Raw genomic sequence first — 18212 nt, 5'->3', positions numbered from 1 at the left:
GCCCGCAAAATAATCTTGTGAAATATAGGGTTAAGGCTATTCATGTAAAGAAACGCAAAAGGCCGCGAGGATCGCTCCCCGCGGCGTTGTTTTACGCAATTAACAGCTGATGGTTCGCCAGCAGCGTTGCCAGATCCGTCTGCACGCCGTTCAGGGTCACCAGGGTGGTTGGCGAGAACTGACCGCCGGTACCGTCCAGGTCAACCTGGATCTCGGTATTGCTGCCGTTTTGCACCACGCGGATGTAATCGCTGATATTGCCCGCGCTGCTGTCCAGCGTGGCCACGCCGTTCACGTAGCTCGCCGAGCCCGTGCCGGTATAGCCGCTGCCGGAGAGCAGATCGCGCAGGTCGATGCGATCCGTGTCCGCGGTCCCTTCCCAGGTGCCGACCGTAAAGCCGTTCACCACGTCGTGACCGTTACCGCCCGTCGCATCCGAGGCGTTGATCAGCTTGTAGAGCAACGTATCGTGACCGCCGCTGCCGATGTTGAAGGTGTCGTTCCCGCCGCGGCCTTCGAACTGGTTATCACCGCTGTTGCCGGTAATGACGTCGTCGAAGTTCGAGCCGTTGATTCCCTCAATGTTGAGCAGTCGTGACGTACCGAACCCGGTGTCCTGCGCGGTTGAAAGGCGCAGGTCAACGGTCACGCCGGAGGTCGCATTGCGGTAATCCACCACGTCCATCCCGCCGGTGTTGCTCCAGGTGTCGTAGTCGGAATGGGTATTCCAGCCGCCGGAGCCGTTGTAGGTATAGGTGCCATCCTCTGCAATAAAGGTGTCGTTATACCCGGTTCCGGTAATGGTCCCGCTGTGGCCCCCGGTGGCGGCTTCGGCCGTCAGGACATAGCCCTCTTTGCCGTTGCCCGCCTCCAGGCCACTCCATGTGACGTTATCTGACACGCCGTTGGCGATCTTCAGGATCTCGGCCGAATAGGTTTCATTCGGATCCAGCCCGTAGAAGCTCACCAGCGCAGAGGTATCGTTCGAACCGATACCGGACTGGGCGTTGATGATCTGCGAGGCCACCAGCACGCCCGCGGCGTTGTACAGATTGACCGTGTTGCCGTAGTAGGCGTTGATGCCCTCGCTGTCGACAATGTGCAGGTGCATCGCGGTACCGTCAGCAATTTTGGCGCTGTTTTGCACCAGCACCACCTTGCCGTTCTGCTGCGACACCAGCAGATCCTTCGCGCCGTCCCAGTTATAGTCCACTGCCGCCACACCGGTGGCGTAGGCAATACCGGACGCCAGCTGGCTTGAGGTCCAGGTAGAACCGTAACCGTTGTTAGTGAACAGCGTCGCCGTCTGTGAACCGCCGTAGGTGCTGAGCTTGATGATGTCCATCTGCCCGTCCCCGTTCCAGTCCACCGCCACCGACAAATACCCCGCCGTGGCGTTAGAGGCTTCCACCGCGCTCTTGGTGGCAGAGAGCTTCCCGGTACCGTCGTTGTAGTAAATCACCCCGCCGTTGTTGTTGTAGCTGCTGCCCAGGTACAGATCCATGTAGCCATCGCCGTTGAAGTCCGCCCACGTCATCGACGCCGCCGTGGTGGTATTCGAGGCGTTCCCTACAAACACGTTGGTCAGGTTCTGGCCGATGGATAGCGTGCCGTTGCCGTTGTTGTTGATCACGGTTAACGAGTTCGCGCCGCTGCGGTTGGTGTGCTGAACCACATCCACGGTGCCGTCATTGTTAATATCGACGCCGGAGATTTCACGCATGGTGGTGAACTGTCCCCAGAAACCCGCGCCGCCGTAGGTGCCGTCAGGCGAGAGTACTCCGTTGTTGTTGATCAAATAGGTGATGGAGTCCGCGCCTGAGTCACCGTACGCCAGATCCAGATAGCCATCGCCGGTTTTATCGTACGCAATCACGCCGCCGTACCAGATGGTGGTGCCCATTGCCAACTGGCTGGCGTTATAGGTGCTGCCATCATATGTCCACATCACCTGCGTCGAGCCAGCGTAGGTGTTCTCCGTCGCGAAGATATCCTGCGTGCCGTTACGGTCAAAGTCGGCGGCGGTCTGGCTCACCACGTAGTAGTTACGGGTATTGGTCAGCGTATTGCCGGCATAGGTCGAGCTATCGCTGCTGGAGTAAGACTGACCGTTAGCGATGATATTCCACAGACCGCTGCTGTTGATGCCGAAGGTCATGGTCGAGTTGTTGCTGTTCCCCGCCGTGGTCGCCCAGTCGGTATTCACCGAGGTGGTATCAATCACCAGGCTGCCCGTCGCCGTACCGGTGGTATTGCCGTTACCCGCGCTGCTCTTCACCTGCGCCGTCACGCTGTAGCTCGCCACGCTCAGGGCGTCGCCATCCGGGATCTGCAGATACCAGGTGTTATGATCCGGGTCGACCACCACCGCGCCGCCGGTCTGGGAGGTGTAGGTTTTTCCGTTCACCGTTACCACCAGGTATTCACCGTTCACCAGGTCAGCGGAGACGGTACCGCTGACGATCGGCGTGGTGTCCGACGTAGTCTGCGCGGTAATCGCCGCTGTGGTGGTCGGGATGCTGGTATCCACGTTCAGCACGAAGCCATCGGATTCCGTGTAGTTACCGGCCCTGTCGGTGACGCGCACAATGTAGATGTGGTTGCCATCGCTCAGGCCGTTGTCCTGGAAGGACCAGCTTGCGCTGCCATTCATGGTCACCTGGCCGAGCAGAACGCCGTCACGGTAGAGCTGAACAATTTCACCGTCATCCGGGGCGCGGTTAAGCGTCCCGTTGATCAGCGGCGCGTTATCGTCCGTTGCCACCGCACTGCCAAAGGAGCCCTGACGCTCGCCTTCGCCGTCGGTATAGCTCACTACGCTGCCGACCGTGGTAGGCGGCGTGGTGTCCACCGTCACCACCTGCGACGCGGTGGAGCCAACGTTGCCCGCCTGGTCGATAATCCGCACCTGGTAGGTGTAGTCCCCGTCAGGCAGATCGCGGGTATCGGTGTAGCTCCAGCGCTGGTTGGTGACCGTGGCGTCTGACCAGGTATTCCCGCCGTCCAGGCTGATCTGTACGCGCTCGTCGTTTGCCAGCGCGCTGCCCAGCGAACCGTTGATGGTCAGCGTGGTGTCCATGGTGATGAAATCACTGCCGGACTGTCCGGTATCTTCGCTGATGCTGTCGATGGTGATGCCGTACTGTGGCGCCTGGGTATCAACCGTCACCGCCTGCGAGGTGGTTGCCCCAACGTTGCCTGCCTGGTCAACGACCCGCACCTGATAGTTATGGCTACCGTCGGTCAGGGTACGGGTGTCGCTGTAGCTCCACTGCGTACCGCTTACGGTGGCGTACACCCAGGTGCTGCCGCCATCCACGCTCACCTGCACGAATTCACCCGCGCCGAGTTCTGCGCCGAGCGTTCCGTGTAGCGTGTACGAGGTCGAACTGGTCAGGAAGTCGTTATTGTCGAAGCCGGTATCCACGGTGATGTTATCCACGGTCACCGTAATCGCCGCATCCGGGGCGACCGTATCGACGGTCACCTGCTGATGGGCGCTGGCGCCCACGTTGCCCGCCGCATCCACAACGCGAACGTAGTAGTCATAGGTCTGGTTACCCAGCGTGCGACCGTCCACGTAGTACCAGCTGTTGCCGGTGACAATCACGTTTTGCCAGGTAACGCCACCGTCGATGCTGATCTGGGCATACTCACCGTCCGCCAGCGTCGCGCCGAGCGAGCCGTGCAGGGTCAGGGACGTATCGTTAGTGATAAAGTCGCTGCCGCTCAGACCGGTATCGTCGCTGATGCTATCGATGGCGATAGTTTTACTGGCGTCCGGTGCAACCGTATCAATGGTCACCACCTGGCTGGCGGTGGCGCTGATATTGCCCGCGTCGTCAATCACGCGCAGCTGGTAGTTGTAATCCCCGTCGGCCAGCGTGCGGCCATCAACGTACGTCCAGCTCAGGCCGCTGACGCTGACGTCGATCCAGGTAACGCCGCCGTCCAGACTGATCTGCGCGTGGTCGCCGCTGCCCAGCGCCGCGCCGAGCGTCCCTTTCAGGCTGATCTGGTTGTCGCTGGTGATAAAGTCGCTGCCGGACAGGCCGGTATCATGGGTGATGGAATCGACCGTAATCGTCGTAGCCGCTGGCTTCGTCAGGTCAATCACCACGTCCTGGCTGTCCGTCGCCCCGACGTTGCCCGCGTTATCGATAACGCGCACCTGGTACTGGTACGTACCGTCCGTCAGGGTGCGACCATCGGTGTAGCGCCAGCTGGTGCCGGTCACGGTCAGGTCAATCCAGGTGGTGCCGCCGTCAAGGCTGATCTGCGCCTTTTCGTTATTGCCGAGCTGCGAGGTCAGCGAGCCGTTGACCACCACCTGAGCGTCGTTGGTGATGAAATCACTCGCGCTCAGGCCGGTGTCGTTTTGCAGCGAATCAATGCTGATGCCCATCGACGGCGCGGTGAGATCCACCGTGACGGTGTGGTTATCGCTGGCGCTGTTGCCGATGGCGTTGCTGACCTGCGCGTTAATCACGTACGAACCGCCGTCCGCCAGCGCGGCCACGTCTGCGCTGCCCAGCGTGTAGCTCCAGGAGCCGTCATTCTGCACGGTCGCCGTATAGGTTTTACCGTTCAGGGTGATGGTCACCGTCTGGCCCGCCGGGGCGTCGGTGGTGCCGCTGATAATCAGCGGCGTTCCGTGCTCGGCGGCGTTGACGATATCGTCCTGCGCAAAGGTGTTAATGGTGATGGTTGGGACATCGCCGTTCAGCGTCACGTCGTGCGTTGCGCTGCCCGGGTTGCCCGCCCTGTCGCTTACTGAAGCGGTGATGGTGTAATCCCCGTCGCTCAGGCCGAGGAAATCGCGGCCCGGCACGAAGACCGACCACGATCCGTCCGCACCAACGGTTGCCTGATAGCTGTGCCCGTTGAAGGAGACGGTCACCGTCTGGCCCTGTTCCGCCGTGGTGGTACCACGGATCGTCTGGCCCGCCAGCTGCTCCGCGTTGTTGACGATATCGTCATCGGCCACGGTGCTGATGGTTACGGTTGGCGCGACGGTGTCTACCGTTAAGGTATGCGTGGTCTGGCCGCCGTTGCCGGCTTTGTCGTTGACCGATGCGGTGACCGTCAGCGCGCCCTGGCTCAGGGCGGCCAGATCTGCCGCCGGCACGTCGAGCGTCCAGGTGCCGTCGTTTGCCACGGTGGCGGTGTAGGTCTTACCGCCCAGGGAAACGGTGACGCTCTGGCCCGCCTCCGCGCTGGAGGAGCCGTGCACGGTCAGCGGCTGCTGCGCTTCAAGCGCGTTCAGCATGTCGTCACCCGACAGCGTCGCAATGCTCACGACCGGCGCGGTGGTATCCACGCTGATGCCGTGCGTCGCCGACGCGCTGTTGCCCGCGCTGTCCTGCGCCGACACAGACACCTGATAGCTCGCGCCATCCGCCAGGGCACCAACGTCGGCGGCCGGAACGGTGGTCGTCCAGCTGCCGTCGTTCTGGATGGTGGCCGTATAGGTCTTGCCGTTCAGCGTCACGGTGACCTGGGTTCCGCTGGCGAACTGGGCGCTGGAGCCGTTAATCACCAGTGAACTGCCCGCTTCTGCCGCGTTAATGACGTCATCGCCGCTGATGGTGTTAACCGTCAGCCCGACCGATGCAGTATTGACCTCCACATCGTGGGTGCGGGTGCTGCTGTTGCCCGCGCTGTCGGTAATCGTCGCGCTGAGGGTCACGGTGCCGTCGGTCAGCGCGGAAATCACGCTGGCCGGAACGCCCACGCTCCAGTTACCGCTGGCGTCAACGGTGGTGGTGTACTGGTTCGAACCGATGGTGATGACCAGCTTATCGCCGACGCTCGCGCCGGTTGCCGTGCCGCTGACAATCTGCGCCTGCCCGTGCTCCACGCTGTTGATGACGTTATCGCCCGCGACAGCGTTAAAGCTGACGGTCGGCGGCGTGGTATCAAGCGTTATCGTCTTGCCCGCGCTGCCCGGGTTACCCGCGGCGTCGCTCACGCTGGCCTGCACGGTGTAGCCGTTATCCGCCAGTGCGGACAGGTCTGTGCCCGGCACGTTCACGCTCCAGATGCCGCCCTGCTGCACCTGCGCGGTATAGCTCTTACCGCCCAGCGTCACGGTGACCGTCTGCCCGGCTTCCGCCGTGGTGGTACCGGAGACGGTCACGCCCGCAGCCGCTTCGCTGGCGTTAATCACGTTATCACCGGCCACCGTATCAATGGTCACGGCAGGCGCGGTCGTATCCACGCTGTACTCGCGGCCCGCCGAGGCGCTGTTGCCGTGCGCGTTGGTGACGTTCACCTGCACGCTGGCATCGCCCTCTTTCAGGCCCGCGAGATCCGCAGACGGTACGGTTGCCGTCCAGTTACCGTCGGCGTCCACTTTCGTGGTGTACGTCTTGCCGCCGAAGGTAACGGTAACGGTCTGGTTTTCCTCCACGTTCGAGGTGCTGCCCGAGAGCACCAGATCCGCGCCCTTCTCCGCCGCGTTAATCACGTCGTCGGTGGCAATCGCATCGATACTGACGGCAACGACAGACAGATCGACGGTGACATCGTGGCTGATGGTCACCGGGTTGCCCGCCGCGCTCTGGCCAGCAACGGTCACGGTGACCGTGCCCGCAGCAAGGGCACCAACGTCTGCCGCCGGGATCGCCGCGCTCCAGCTGCCATCTGCCAGCACGGAGGCCGCATAGGTTTTGCCATTGACGGTCACGGTGAGCGTGGTGCCCGCCGCGAGCCCGTCGCTGGAGCCGGTGATAATCAGGTTCTGTCCGTGCTCGATGCTGTTGATCACATCGTCGCCCGCCACGGTATCAATGCGCAGACCCGGCAGGCTGGCGTCTATAACGATTTCGCGCTCGCCCGCGCCAGTGTTGCCGTGGCCGTTGGTGACGGTCGCCGATACGGTCAAATTGCCGTTGCCCAGGGCTGTCAGGACGGATTCCGGCACGTTAACGGACCAGGTCAGATCGCTCTGCACCGTTGCGGTGTAGCTGTTGCCACCGATATTCACGGTTACCGTGTTGCCCGCTTCCGCGTTCGCTACCTTACCGCTGATGGTCTGGCCTGCCGCCACTTCCGCCGCGTTGATGATGTTATCGCCCGCCACGGTGTTGATGGTGACGGTTGGCAGCGCGGTGTCCACCAGAAGGGTCGCCGTATTGCTGATGCTGTTGCCCACGCCGTTGGTGGCGGCGACGCTCAGGGTGTAGTTCGCTTCGCCCAGCCCCGCCAGATCCGCTGCCGGAACGGTCAGGCTCCAGGTGCCGTCTGCCGCCGTCGTGGCCGCGTAGTTTTTACCGTTCAGGGTCACGGTCACCACAGTGCCTTCCGCCAGGTTGGCGCTGGTGCCGCTGACGCTCAGGTCCTGGCCTTTCTCCACCGCGTTCAGCACGTTGTCGCCGCTGATGGCGTTGAACGCCACGGACGGCAGGCCGGTATCGACGGTCACGTTATGCGTGCCGGTGCCGGTGTTGCCCGCCGCGTCGGTGACTGACGCAGTAACGGTTACGGTGCCGTCGCTGAGGCCGGAAATGACGCTGGCCGGTACGCCGACGCTCCAGTTGCCCGCCGCGTCCAGCACGGTGGTGTACGTCTGGCCGCCAATCGTGACGGTGACCTTATCGCCCGCCGCCGCGCCGGTGGCGGTGCCGCTGACGATCTGCGCCTGAGCGTGCTCAGCGATGTTAATCACGTCGTCTCCCGCCACGGTGTTGATGGTCACCGCAGGCACGGTCACGTCCACCGTCAGAGTGTGATCAACCGACGCCGGGTTGCCCGCCTTGTCGCTGACGCTCGCCGTCACGGTGACGCTGCCGTCGCCGAGCGATGCCAGATCCGCCGCCGGAACGTTCAGCGTCCAGCTGCCGTCCTCGCCTGCGGTTGTGGTGTAGTCTTTGCCGTTCAGCGTCACGGTCACGGTCTGGCCCGCTTCGGCGGTGGTGGTGCCGGAAATGGTCAGATCGGACTGCGCTTCTGCAGCATTCAGAATATCGTCGGATGCCAGGGTATTGATGGTCACGGACGGCGCGGTGGCATCCACGCTGTACTCGCGGCCCGCCGAGGCGCTGTTGCCGTTCACATTAGTGACGCTCACCTGCACGCTGGCGTCGCCATCCTTGAGGTGTACCAGATCCGCAGACGGCACGGTCCAGGTCCAGTTACCGCTGTCGTCTACTGTCGCGGTATAGATTTTGCCGTTCAGGCTGATGGTCACGGTCTGCCCGGCTTCCACGTTGGTGGTCGCACCGGACAGCACCAGATCCGCGCCCTTCTCCGCCGCGTTAATCACGTCGTCGGTAGCGATGGAATTGATGCTGATGGCAACGGTCGCCAGATCCACCGTCACGTCGTGGCTGATGGTAATCGGGTTGCCCGCCGCGCTGTCGCCGGTAACGCTGATTTTGACGGTGCCTTCCGGCCACGCGCTCACGTCGGTGGACGGGATCGCCGCACTCCAGGTGCCGTCCGCCAGCACTGTAGCCGCATAGTCTTTACCGTTGACGGTCACCGTCAGCGCCGTGCCCGATGCCAGCCCGTCGCTGGAGCCGGTGACAATCAGGTTCTGCGCGTGCTCAATGCTGTTGACGACATTGTCGCCCGCCACGGTATCCACGCGCAGACCCGGCAGGTTAGCGTCAATGGCAATGTCACGCTCGCCGGAACCGGTGTTGCCGTGGCCGTTGGTGACGGTCGCCGTCACGCTCAGGCTGCCGTTGCCCAGGGCGGCCAGCACGTCAGACGGCACGTTCACGGACCAAGTCAGATCGTCCTGCACCGTTGCGGTGTACGTGTTTCCGCCGAGGGTGACGGTAACGGTGTTACCCGCTTCGGCATTCGCCACGGTGCCGCTCAGGGTCTGGCCCGCTGCCACTTCCGCCGCGTTAATGACGTTATCGCCCGCCACGGTATTGATAGTGACGGTCGGCAGCGCGGTGTCCACCAGCAGGTTCGCGGTGTTGCTCACGCTGTTGCCCACGCCGTTGGTGGCGGTCGCGTTCAGGGTGTAGTTAGCCTGGCCGAGGCCGGCCAGATCGGCGGCCGGAACCGTCAGGCTCCAGGTGCCGTCTGCCGCCGTTGTCGCCGTGTAGTTTTTACCGTTCAGGGTTACGGTCACCACGGTGCCTTCCGCAAGGTTGGCGCTGGTGCCGCTGACGTTCAGATCCTGACCTTTTTCTGCCGCGTTCAGAACGTTATCGCCGCTGATGGCGTTGAAGGCCACCGATGGCAGCCCGGTATCCACGGTCACGTTATGCGTGCCGGTGCCGGTATTGCCCGCCGCGTCGGTGACTGACGCCGTGATGGTCACGGTGCCGTCGCTGAGGCCGGAAATCACGTTCGCCGGTACGCCCACGCTCCAGTTACCCGCCGCGTCCAGCACGGTGGTGTAGGTCTGGCCGCCAATCGTGACGGTGACCTTATCGCCCGCTGCCGCGCCTGTGGCGGTGCCGCTGATGATTTGCGCCTGGCCGTGCTCTGTAATGTTAATGACATCATCACCCGCAACGGTGTTGATGGTCACCGCAGGCGCGGTGATATCTACCGCCAGGTTGTGATCCACGGACGCCGGGTTACCCGCTTTATCGCTTACCGATGCGGTGACGGTCACGCTGCCGTCGGTTAACCCAGCCAGATCTGCCGCCGGAACGTTCAGCGTCCAGTTGCCGTCTGCGCTGACGGTTGTGGTGTAGTCTTTACCGTTCAGCGAGACGGTGACCGTCTGGCCCGCTTCGGCGGTGCTGGTACCGGATACGGTCAGATCGGCTTTCGCCTCCGTCGCGTTCAGAATGTCGTCCGTCGCCAGGGTGTTTATGGTCACGGACGGCGCGGTCGCATCCACGCTGTACTCGCGGCCCGCCGAGGCGCTGTTGCCGTTGACGTTGGTGACGCTCACCTGCACGCTGGCGTCGCCGTCTTTCTGGCCCGCCAGATCGGCTGATGGCACCGTGGTCGTCCACTTGCCATCGGGGCCTACGGTCGCGGTATAGCTCTTGCCGCCGAAGATGATGGTGACGGTCTGGTTTTCTTCCACATTGCTTGTGGTGCCGGAGAGCAGCAGATCCGCGCCCTTCTCGGCCGCGTTAATCACATCATCCGTGGCGATGGCGTCAATGCTGATGGCGACGCTTGCCAGATCCACCGTCACATCGTGGCTGATGGAAACCGGGTTACCCGCGCTGCTCTGGCCCGTGACGGTCACGGTGACCGTGCCTGCGTTCAGCGCGCTGACGTCTGCCGCCGGAATAGCCGCGCTCCAGGTGCCGTCGGCCAGCACGGTCGCCGGATAGGTTTTGTTGTTTACAGTCACGGTCAGCGTCGCGCCCGCTGCAAGGCCGTCGCTGGAGCCGGTGATAATCAGGTTTTGAGTACGTTCGATGCTGTTGATCACGTCGTCACCCGCCACGGTATCCACGCGCAGGCCCGGCAGGTTAGCGTCTATCACGATTTCGCGCTCGCCCGTTCCGCTATTGCCCACGTCGTTGGTAACGCTGGCTGACACGGTCAGATCGCCGTTACCCAGCGCGGTCAGCACGTCGGACGGCACGTTCACGGACCAGGTGAGATCGCTCTGCACCGTTGCGGTGTAGCTGTTGCCGCCAATGGTCACGGTCACGGTGTTGCCCGCTTCGGCATTCACCACCTTACCGCTGATGGTCTGCCCGGCTGCCAGCTCCGCCGCGTTAATAACGTCATCACCCGCGACGGTGTTGATGATAACCCCCGGCAGAACGGACTCGACGTTCACGGCGTGCGACGCGCTGGTGCTGTTGCCAACGCTGTCCGTCGCCGATGCGGTGACGGTGTAAAGCGCCTCGCCCAGTTGACCTACCTCACTAGCCGGAACGGTGGTAGTCCATTTTCCGTTGCTGTCTACCTGCGCGCTGTACGCTTTGCCGTTCAGCATCACGGTCACTACCGCGCCCGTCGCCAGGCCGGAGGCCGTACCGGAGATCGTCAGTTCCTCGGTTTTCTCGGTATTGTTGATCACATCGTCACCGGAAACGGTGTCAATGGTCAGCACCGGCGCGGTCAGGTTCACCTCCACGCCGTGTGTGGCGCTGTTGCTGTTGCCCGCTTTATCGGTCAGCGCCGCGGTGATGGTGTAATCCCCGGCAGTGAGAGCGGTAACGTCTGCCGCAGGTACGCCCACGCTCCAGTTGCCGGAGGCGTCCAGGGTGGCGGTGTACGATTTGTTATTGAGGGTAACGGTGACCACGTCGCCCGCAGCCGCGCCGGTCACGGAACCGGTGACAATCAGGGCCTGCGCGTGCTCGACGCTGTTGATCACGTCGTCGTCGGAAACGGTGTTAATGGTCAGCTGCGGGACGGTGGTATCGACCAGCACGTCGCGATCCGCAGAGGCCGGGTTGCCCGCCTTATCAGACACGGCGGCGCTGATGGTGTAGCTACCGTCGCTAATGCCGCTCAGATCCGCGGACGGCACGGTCACGCTCCAGCTGCCGTTTGCCTGCACGGTGGTACTGTAGTCCACGCCGTTCAGCGTCACGGTAACGGTCTGGCCCGCTTCGGCGTTGGTTACACCATTAACGACCAGATCCTGCTGCGCCTCGGCCGCATTGATGATGTTATTGTCGCTGACGATCTCGATAGACACCGTCGGCGCGGTGGCGTCCACGCTGTACTCGCGGCCTGCCGACGCGCTGTTGCCGTTCACGTTGGTGACGCTCACCTGCACGCTGGCATCGCCGTCCTTCAGGCTGCCCAAATCGGCAGACGGTACGGTCGCCGTCCAGTTGCCGCTGGCATCCACGGTCGCGGTGTACGACTTGCCGCCGAAGGTGATGGTGACGGTCTGGTTTTCTTCTACGTTGGTGGTGGAGCCGGACAGCACCAGGTCCGCGCCTTTCTCCGCCGCGTTAATCACGTCGTCGGTGGCAATCGCGTCAATGCTGATGGCGACCGCCGCCAGATCCACCGTCACGTCATGGCTGATGGAGACCGGGTTGCCCGCCGCGCTATTCCCCTCGACCTTCACGGTGACCGTGCCTGCACCGAGCGCGCTGACGTCTGCCGCCGGAATGGCCGCCGTCCAGGTGCCGTCCGCCAGCACCGTTGCGGCGTAGGTTTTGCCGTTGACGGTGACTGTTAACGCCGCGCCCGCTGCCAGGCCGTCGCTGGAGCCGGTGATAATCAGGTTCTGAGCGTGCTCAATGCTGTTGATGACATCGTCGCCCGCCACGGTATCGACGCGCAGGCCCGGCAGGTTGGCATCAATGGTGATGTCGCGCTCGCCGGAGCCGGTGTTGCCGTGGCCGTTGGTGACGCTGGCTGACACCGTCAGATCGCCGTTACCGATGGCGGTTAAGACCGTGGACGGCACGTTGACCGACCAGCTCAGATCGTCCTGAACGGTGGCAGTATACGTATTGCCGCCGACTGAGATAGTGACAGTGTCACCGCTCGCCGCACCGCTCACTTTGCCACTCAGGGTCTGCCCGCTAGCCACTTCCGCTGCGTTAATGACATCGTCCGTGGCAACAGGGTTGATGGACACCTGCGGCAGCGCGCTGTCGACCAGCACGTCATGGCTGGCGCTTGCGCTGTTGCCCGCCGCGTCGGTCACTGCTGCCGTCACGGCATAGTTCGCTTCGCCCAGCGCAGCAACGTTTACCGCCGGAACGGTGACGCTCCAGCTGCCGCTGGCGTCGGTAGTAGCGGTGTAATTGATGCCGTTCAGGGTCACCGTAATGGTGGTACCCTCAGGCTGGTTGCTGGTACCGGACACCTGCAGATCCTGACCTTTCTCGACGGCGTTAATCACGTCGTCACCCGCCAGGGTATTGATGGCAATGACCGGCGCAGTCAGGGAGACGTCAAACTCGTGCGTCGCGGTGGTGCTGTTACCGGCTTTATCGGTGAGGGTCGCGGAAATCGTCTGGTCGCCGTTTGTCAGCGCACCCACGTCCGTCGCCGGAACGCCCACGCTCCAGCTTCCGGACGCGTCCAGCATGGCGGTGTAGTCTTTACCGTTCAGGGTGACGGTAATCACGTCGCCCGCCTGCGCGCCCGCCACCTTACCGGAGACGATCAGCGCCTGGCCGTGCTCGGCAATATTCACGATGTCGTCGCCCGCAACGATGTTAAAGCTAATCTGCGGTACGGTGGTATCCACCAGCACGGAAGCATCCGCACTGGCCGGGTTGCCGGCTTTATCGGAAACGGAAGCGGTGACCGTGGCGCTGCCGTCGGAAATACCCACCAGATCGGCTGCCGGCACGTCCAGCGTCCAGCTGCCGTCCGCCTGAACCTGCGCGCTGTACTGCTTGCCGTTGAAGTTCACGGTGACCGTCTGGCCCACCTCGGCAGTAGAGGTCCCGCTCAGGGTCAGATCCTGCGCCGCCTCTGCCGCGTTCAGCATGTTATCGCCGCTGATGGTGTTAATCGTGACCGTCGGCGCGGCGGTATCGACGCTGAATTCCTGCGCAGACGAAGCCGCGTTGCCGTTGACGTTAGTGACGCTCACCTGCACGCTGGCGTCGCCGTCTTTCAGGCCGCTCAGATCGGCTGCCGGAACGGTGTACGTCCAGTCGCCGTTGGCATCCACCGTCGTGGTATAGGTTTTACCGGCGAAGGTGATGGTTACGGTCTGACCCGCTTCAACGTTGGACGTGGAGCCGGAAAGTACCAGGTCCTGGCCTTTTTCCGCCGCGTTGAGCACGTTATCGTCGGTCACGCTGCTGATGGTGATGGCGACAGGCGCGAGATCGACGTCCACGACGGTGCCGATGGTCACCGGGTTGCCGGAGGCATCTTTTGCGCTGGCGCTGATGGTGAGCGAACCGTCCGCCCACTGTGACACATCGGCCGCCGGTACCGCCGCCTGCCAGGTGCCGTCCGCCAGCACGGTGGCGGAATAGGCGTTGCCGTTAATGGTCACCGTGACGGTGCTGCCCACTGCCAGATCGGTGCTTGAGCCGGACACAATCAGGTTCTGCGCGTGTTCGATGACGTTAATGACGTCATCGCCCGCCACGGTATCAATACGCAGGCCCGGCAGTTGGGCGTCGATGGTGAAGTCCAGCGAAGACGAACCGGTATTGCCGTGCGCGTTGGTAACGCTGGCGGATACGGTCAAATCGCCGTTGCCGAGCGCGGTTAGCTGGCTCTGGGTTAACGGCAGGCTCCAGGAGAGATCGTCCTGCACGGTTGCAGTGTATGTCTGGCCGCCAAGAGCAATCGTGACAGTGTCACCTGGCGCCGCATTCGTCACCTTGCCGGTCAGGGTTTGCCCTGCAGCCACTTCCGCCGCGTTAACGACATTGTCGCCCGCCAGCGCGTCGATCGTTACAACCGGCAGCGAGCTGTCCACCAGCACGTCGTGTGAGGTTGAGGCGCTGTTGCCCACGCTATCGGTGACGCTCGCCGTCACGGTGTAACTGGCTTCGCCCAGCGCGCTGACCGCGGCCGCAGGCACGGTCACGCTCCAGTTGCCGCTGGCGTCAGCGGTGGCCGTATAGTGGATACCGTTCAGGGTCACGGTAATGGTCGTGCCTTCCGGCTGATTGCTGGAGCCGGAGATCTGCAGATCTTCGCCTTTCTCTGTCGCATTGATCACATCGTCCGCCGCCAGCGTGTTAATGCCGATAGCTGGCGTCACGGTATTCACCACCACGTCCAGTGAACTGCTGCCGGTATTTCCGGACTGGTCGGTCACGGAGACGTTAATGGTCCAGGTGCCGTCCGCCAGCCCCTGCACGACGGACGCGGGCAGGCCGAGGCTCCAGTTGCCCGCCGCGTCCACCACGGTGGTGTAATCCACGCTGTTAATGGTGACAGTCACAAGATCGCCCGCTGCCGCGCCGGTGACGGAGCCGCTCAGGATCTGCGCCTGTGAATGGGCGAGCTGATTAACAGTGTTGGTGGCGGTGACAAACTCGTTAATGGTTACCTGCGGTACGGTTGCGTCCACCAGACCCACGCGATCGGCGCTGCTGGTGTTGCCCGCCACGTCGCTGACGGTTGCCGTCACGGTAACAATGCCGTCTGCCAGCGCGCCCACGTCGGCCGCGGGCACGCTCAGTTGCCAGGTACCGTCCGCCTGGACGGTGGTCTGATAGTTTTTGCCGTTCAGCGTCACGGTGACCGTCTGGCCGGGTTCCGCCGTGCTGCTGCCGCTTAACGCTAAATCCTGCTGCGCTTCCGCCGCGTTGATAATGTTGTCGTCGGTCAGGTTATCGAGCGTAATCGCCGGAGGCTGCGTATCCACCGTGACCACGCGCGCGGCGTCCGCGCTGTTGCCGCTGATGTTAGTGACGCTGACGCTCACCTGCGCGCGCCCGTCAATCAGCGTTTCCATGGCGCTGGCGGGCACGGTCAGGCTCCAGGAGCCATCCTGCTGCACCTGCGCGGTAAAGGTCTGGTCGGCAAATTTCACCACCACGGTTTGCCCCGCCTCCACGCCCTGCGTCTGGCCGGAAAGGGTTAAATCACTGCCTTTTTCAGCCGCATTCAGCAGGTCATCGCCGGAGACGGTATCAATGGTGACCGCCACGGCGTTGAGATCGAGTTCAATCGGGTGTTCAGCCGCAACGGTATTGCCCCAGGCATCTTTTGCGCTGACGCTAACCGTCACCTCTCCCGCCGTCCAGGCCTGAAGGTCCGCAGCAGGAACACCAATGCTCCAGCCGCCGCTGGCTGTAACCACGGCGTTATATTCGACGTTGTTAATGGTGACGACGATCGGCGTGCCAGCGGCCAGGTGGGTGCTGGCGCCGGTGACGGTCAGGTCCTGCTGCTGCTCGATGGCGTTGATAACGTCATCGCCGGAAATGGTGTTTACGCGCAGCCCCGGCAGTTCCGCGTTGATATTGATATCGCGCTCGCCGGTGCCGGTATTGCCGTGCGAATTGGTCACCGATGCGGTGAAGGTTAAATCCCCGTCGCCAAACGCCTGAAGATCCGCTGACGGGATTTTCACGCTCCAGGTCAGATCGCTGCCCACCGTGGCACTGTAGCTCTTACCGCCCACGGTAACAGACACCGTATCGCCCGCCGCCGCGCCGGTAACGCGACCGCTGAGGGTTTGGTCCACGCCAGCTTCGGCGTTATTGACCAGGTTGTCGCCCGCAAAGGTGTTGATAATAACCTGCGGAAGCACGGTATCCACCAGCAGCGTCGCCCCGGCAGAGCCGCTGTTGCCCACACTGTCGGTGCCGCTGACGCTGACGGTGTAAAGGGTGTTCGCCAGATTCAGGACGTCGGACACCGGCACCTGGACCGCCCAGATACCGTTTTCGACGGTAGCGTGATAGCTGACGTTGTTCAGCGTCACGGTGACGGCGCTGCCGTCCGGCAGGTTGCTGGTTCCGGTCAGGCTCAGCGGCTGCATCGCCTCCCGGGCATTCAGCACGTTGTCCTGGCTGATGGCGTCAATCGTGAATTCCGGCGGGTTGCCGCTCAGTGCAATGCCGTGCGTGGCGCTACCGGTATTCCCCGCCGCATCGGTGACGGAGACGGCAATGGTGTGGTTGCCCTCACCCAGCGCGCCGATGACGGAGGCAGGAACACCCACGCTCCAGCTGCCGTCTGCCTGTACTACGCCGGTGAAGGTCTGGCCGCCAACGGTCACGGTGACGACATCCCCTGCCGCCGCGCCGCTCGCCTGCCCGGAAATAATCTGCGCCTGGCCCTGCTCGCCGGTGTTCAGAATGTCGTCACCCGCGACAGTATTGATGGTGACGACCGGCGCGGTGGTATCCACCGTGAAATCTGCGGTCACGGACGAGCCGTTGCCCGCTTTGTCACTGACGTTCACCGTCAGGGTGTGGTTTCCCTCATTAAGGGCCTGCACCTCGCTGGCCGCCAGCGTGACGGACCAGGAGCCGTCGCTGCCCACCGTGGCGTTATAATTTTTGCCGTTCAGCGTCACCGTCACTATCTGCCCGGCTTCCGCGTTGGTTTTACCACTCAGCGTCAGCGGCTGGTTGTGCTCGGCGGCATTAATGATGTTGTCCTGCGCGAGCGTATCGACGGAGAGGGTTGGCGCGGCGGTATCCACGCCAATCGTCTGGCTTCCGCTCACGGTATTCCCCGCCGCGTCTTTGCCGCTGACGTTGACCGTCCAGGTGCCGTCGCCGAGCGCCTGCGCGTCTGCCGCAGGCACGTTAACGCGCCACGCGCCGTCTGCCCCCACCTGAGCGGTGTAGGTTTTACCGTTCAGCGTCACGGAGACGTCGGTTCCCTCAGCCAGATGCTGGCTGCTACCGAAGAGCGTAAAGCCTGCGGACTGCTCGCTGGCGTTAATCACGTTGTCCCCCGCCGTTGTTGCCAGCGTAAGCGTGGCCTCGGCCGTAGAGACGGTGACGGTGATGCTGCCCGCAGAGGTGGTTTTACTGCCGTCGATCTGCACCACCGACCAGGTGTGCTCTCCGTCGGCCTGGGTCGGGAGTTTTACCGTCCAGGTACCGTCTTTACTGACCATCGCGCTGGCGATGGTGCTACCGCTGCCGTCTTTAATCTGGATGGTCGCGCCCGGCTGACCGGTACCGCTAAAGGTCGGCGCGTTGTCGTCCGTGATCGCGTTTGCGCTCAGTACTCCCTGCTTGTCGCCCACCTTGTCTGACAGCAAAAAGGTCGGCGTGGCGCTTTCTACTTCCTTTGTATTATCAATAACTTTGGTTTTTGTTTCGCCATCTCCGCCGTGGGCCAGCAGGGCGCCAATAGCACCACCGCCTAATGCCGCCCCTGCAATCCAGCCCCACGGCGCATCGCTCAGGACGCTTCCCTGCTCCAGGAAGGGTTCAATGCTGCTAATGGGTGTGGCCTGCGCGGATAATTCAGTGACGGCAACGCCTGACGCTTCACCGGCATCGGCAAAAGAGATATGAGACAGCTCCTGCCCGTCGTTGAACACCAGCTCTGACTGATGTTGGGTGTCAGGATCTTCGACAAAATAGTTATTGCAGCGAATAACGCTGCCGTCCTTCATATAAATGAGAAGGTCTTTACCCTGGCGGACATAACGCACCACGTCCTGAGCAGAGCCCTGAATTTCAATCACGCTCGGCGATGAAATTGACACCGACAGATTTCCTTCGCCGGTTAATTTAGTTTTCTCCGCCGTTTTACGAATGATGACATCAACAACCTTTACGTTACTCATATTCTTCTCCTTGCAGGTGTACGGATTCCTGTGGATATGTCCACCAGACGGATGTAGCTATCCCTGGGAAAAAACACCCATTATTTTCAGACTTATTTCGCGCAGCTATGCGTGG

At 62.5% G+C, this 18212-nt stretch carries 1 protein-coding gene; it reads right to left on the bottom strand.

Going from position 1 to position 18212, the window contains the following annotated elements; all coding sequences use genetic code 11:
- Positions 1-91: 91 nt before the first annotated feature.
- Positions 92-18097, bottom strand: coding sequence for an Ig-like domain-containing protein (locus tag HBM95_10955; protein ID NIH43450.1), 18006 nt, complete (start codon positions 18095-18097; stop codon positions 92-94).
- Between the last annotated feature and the right edge of the window lie 115 nt (positions 18098-18212).

It is taken from the genome of Enterobacter asburiae (genome assembly GCA_011754535.1).
In the GTDB taxonomy this organism is placed as follows: domain Bacteria; phylum Pseudomonadota; class Gammaproteobacteria; order Enterobacterales; family Enterobacteriaceae; genus Enterobacter; species Enterobacter cloacae_N.
This window is presented reverse-complemented; position numbering and strand designations above follow the sequence as displayed.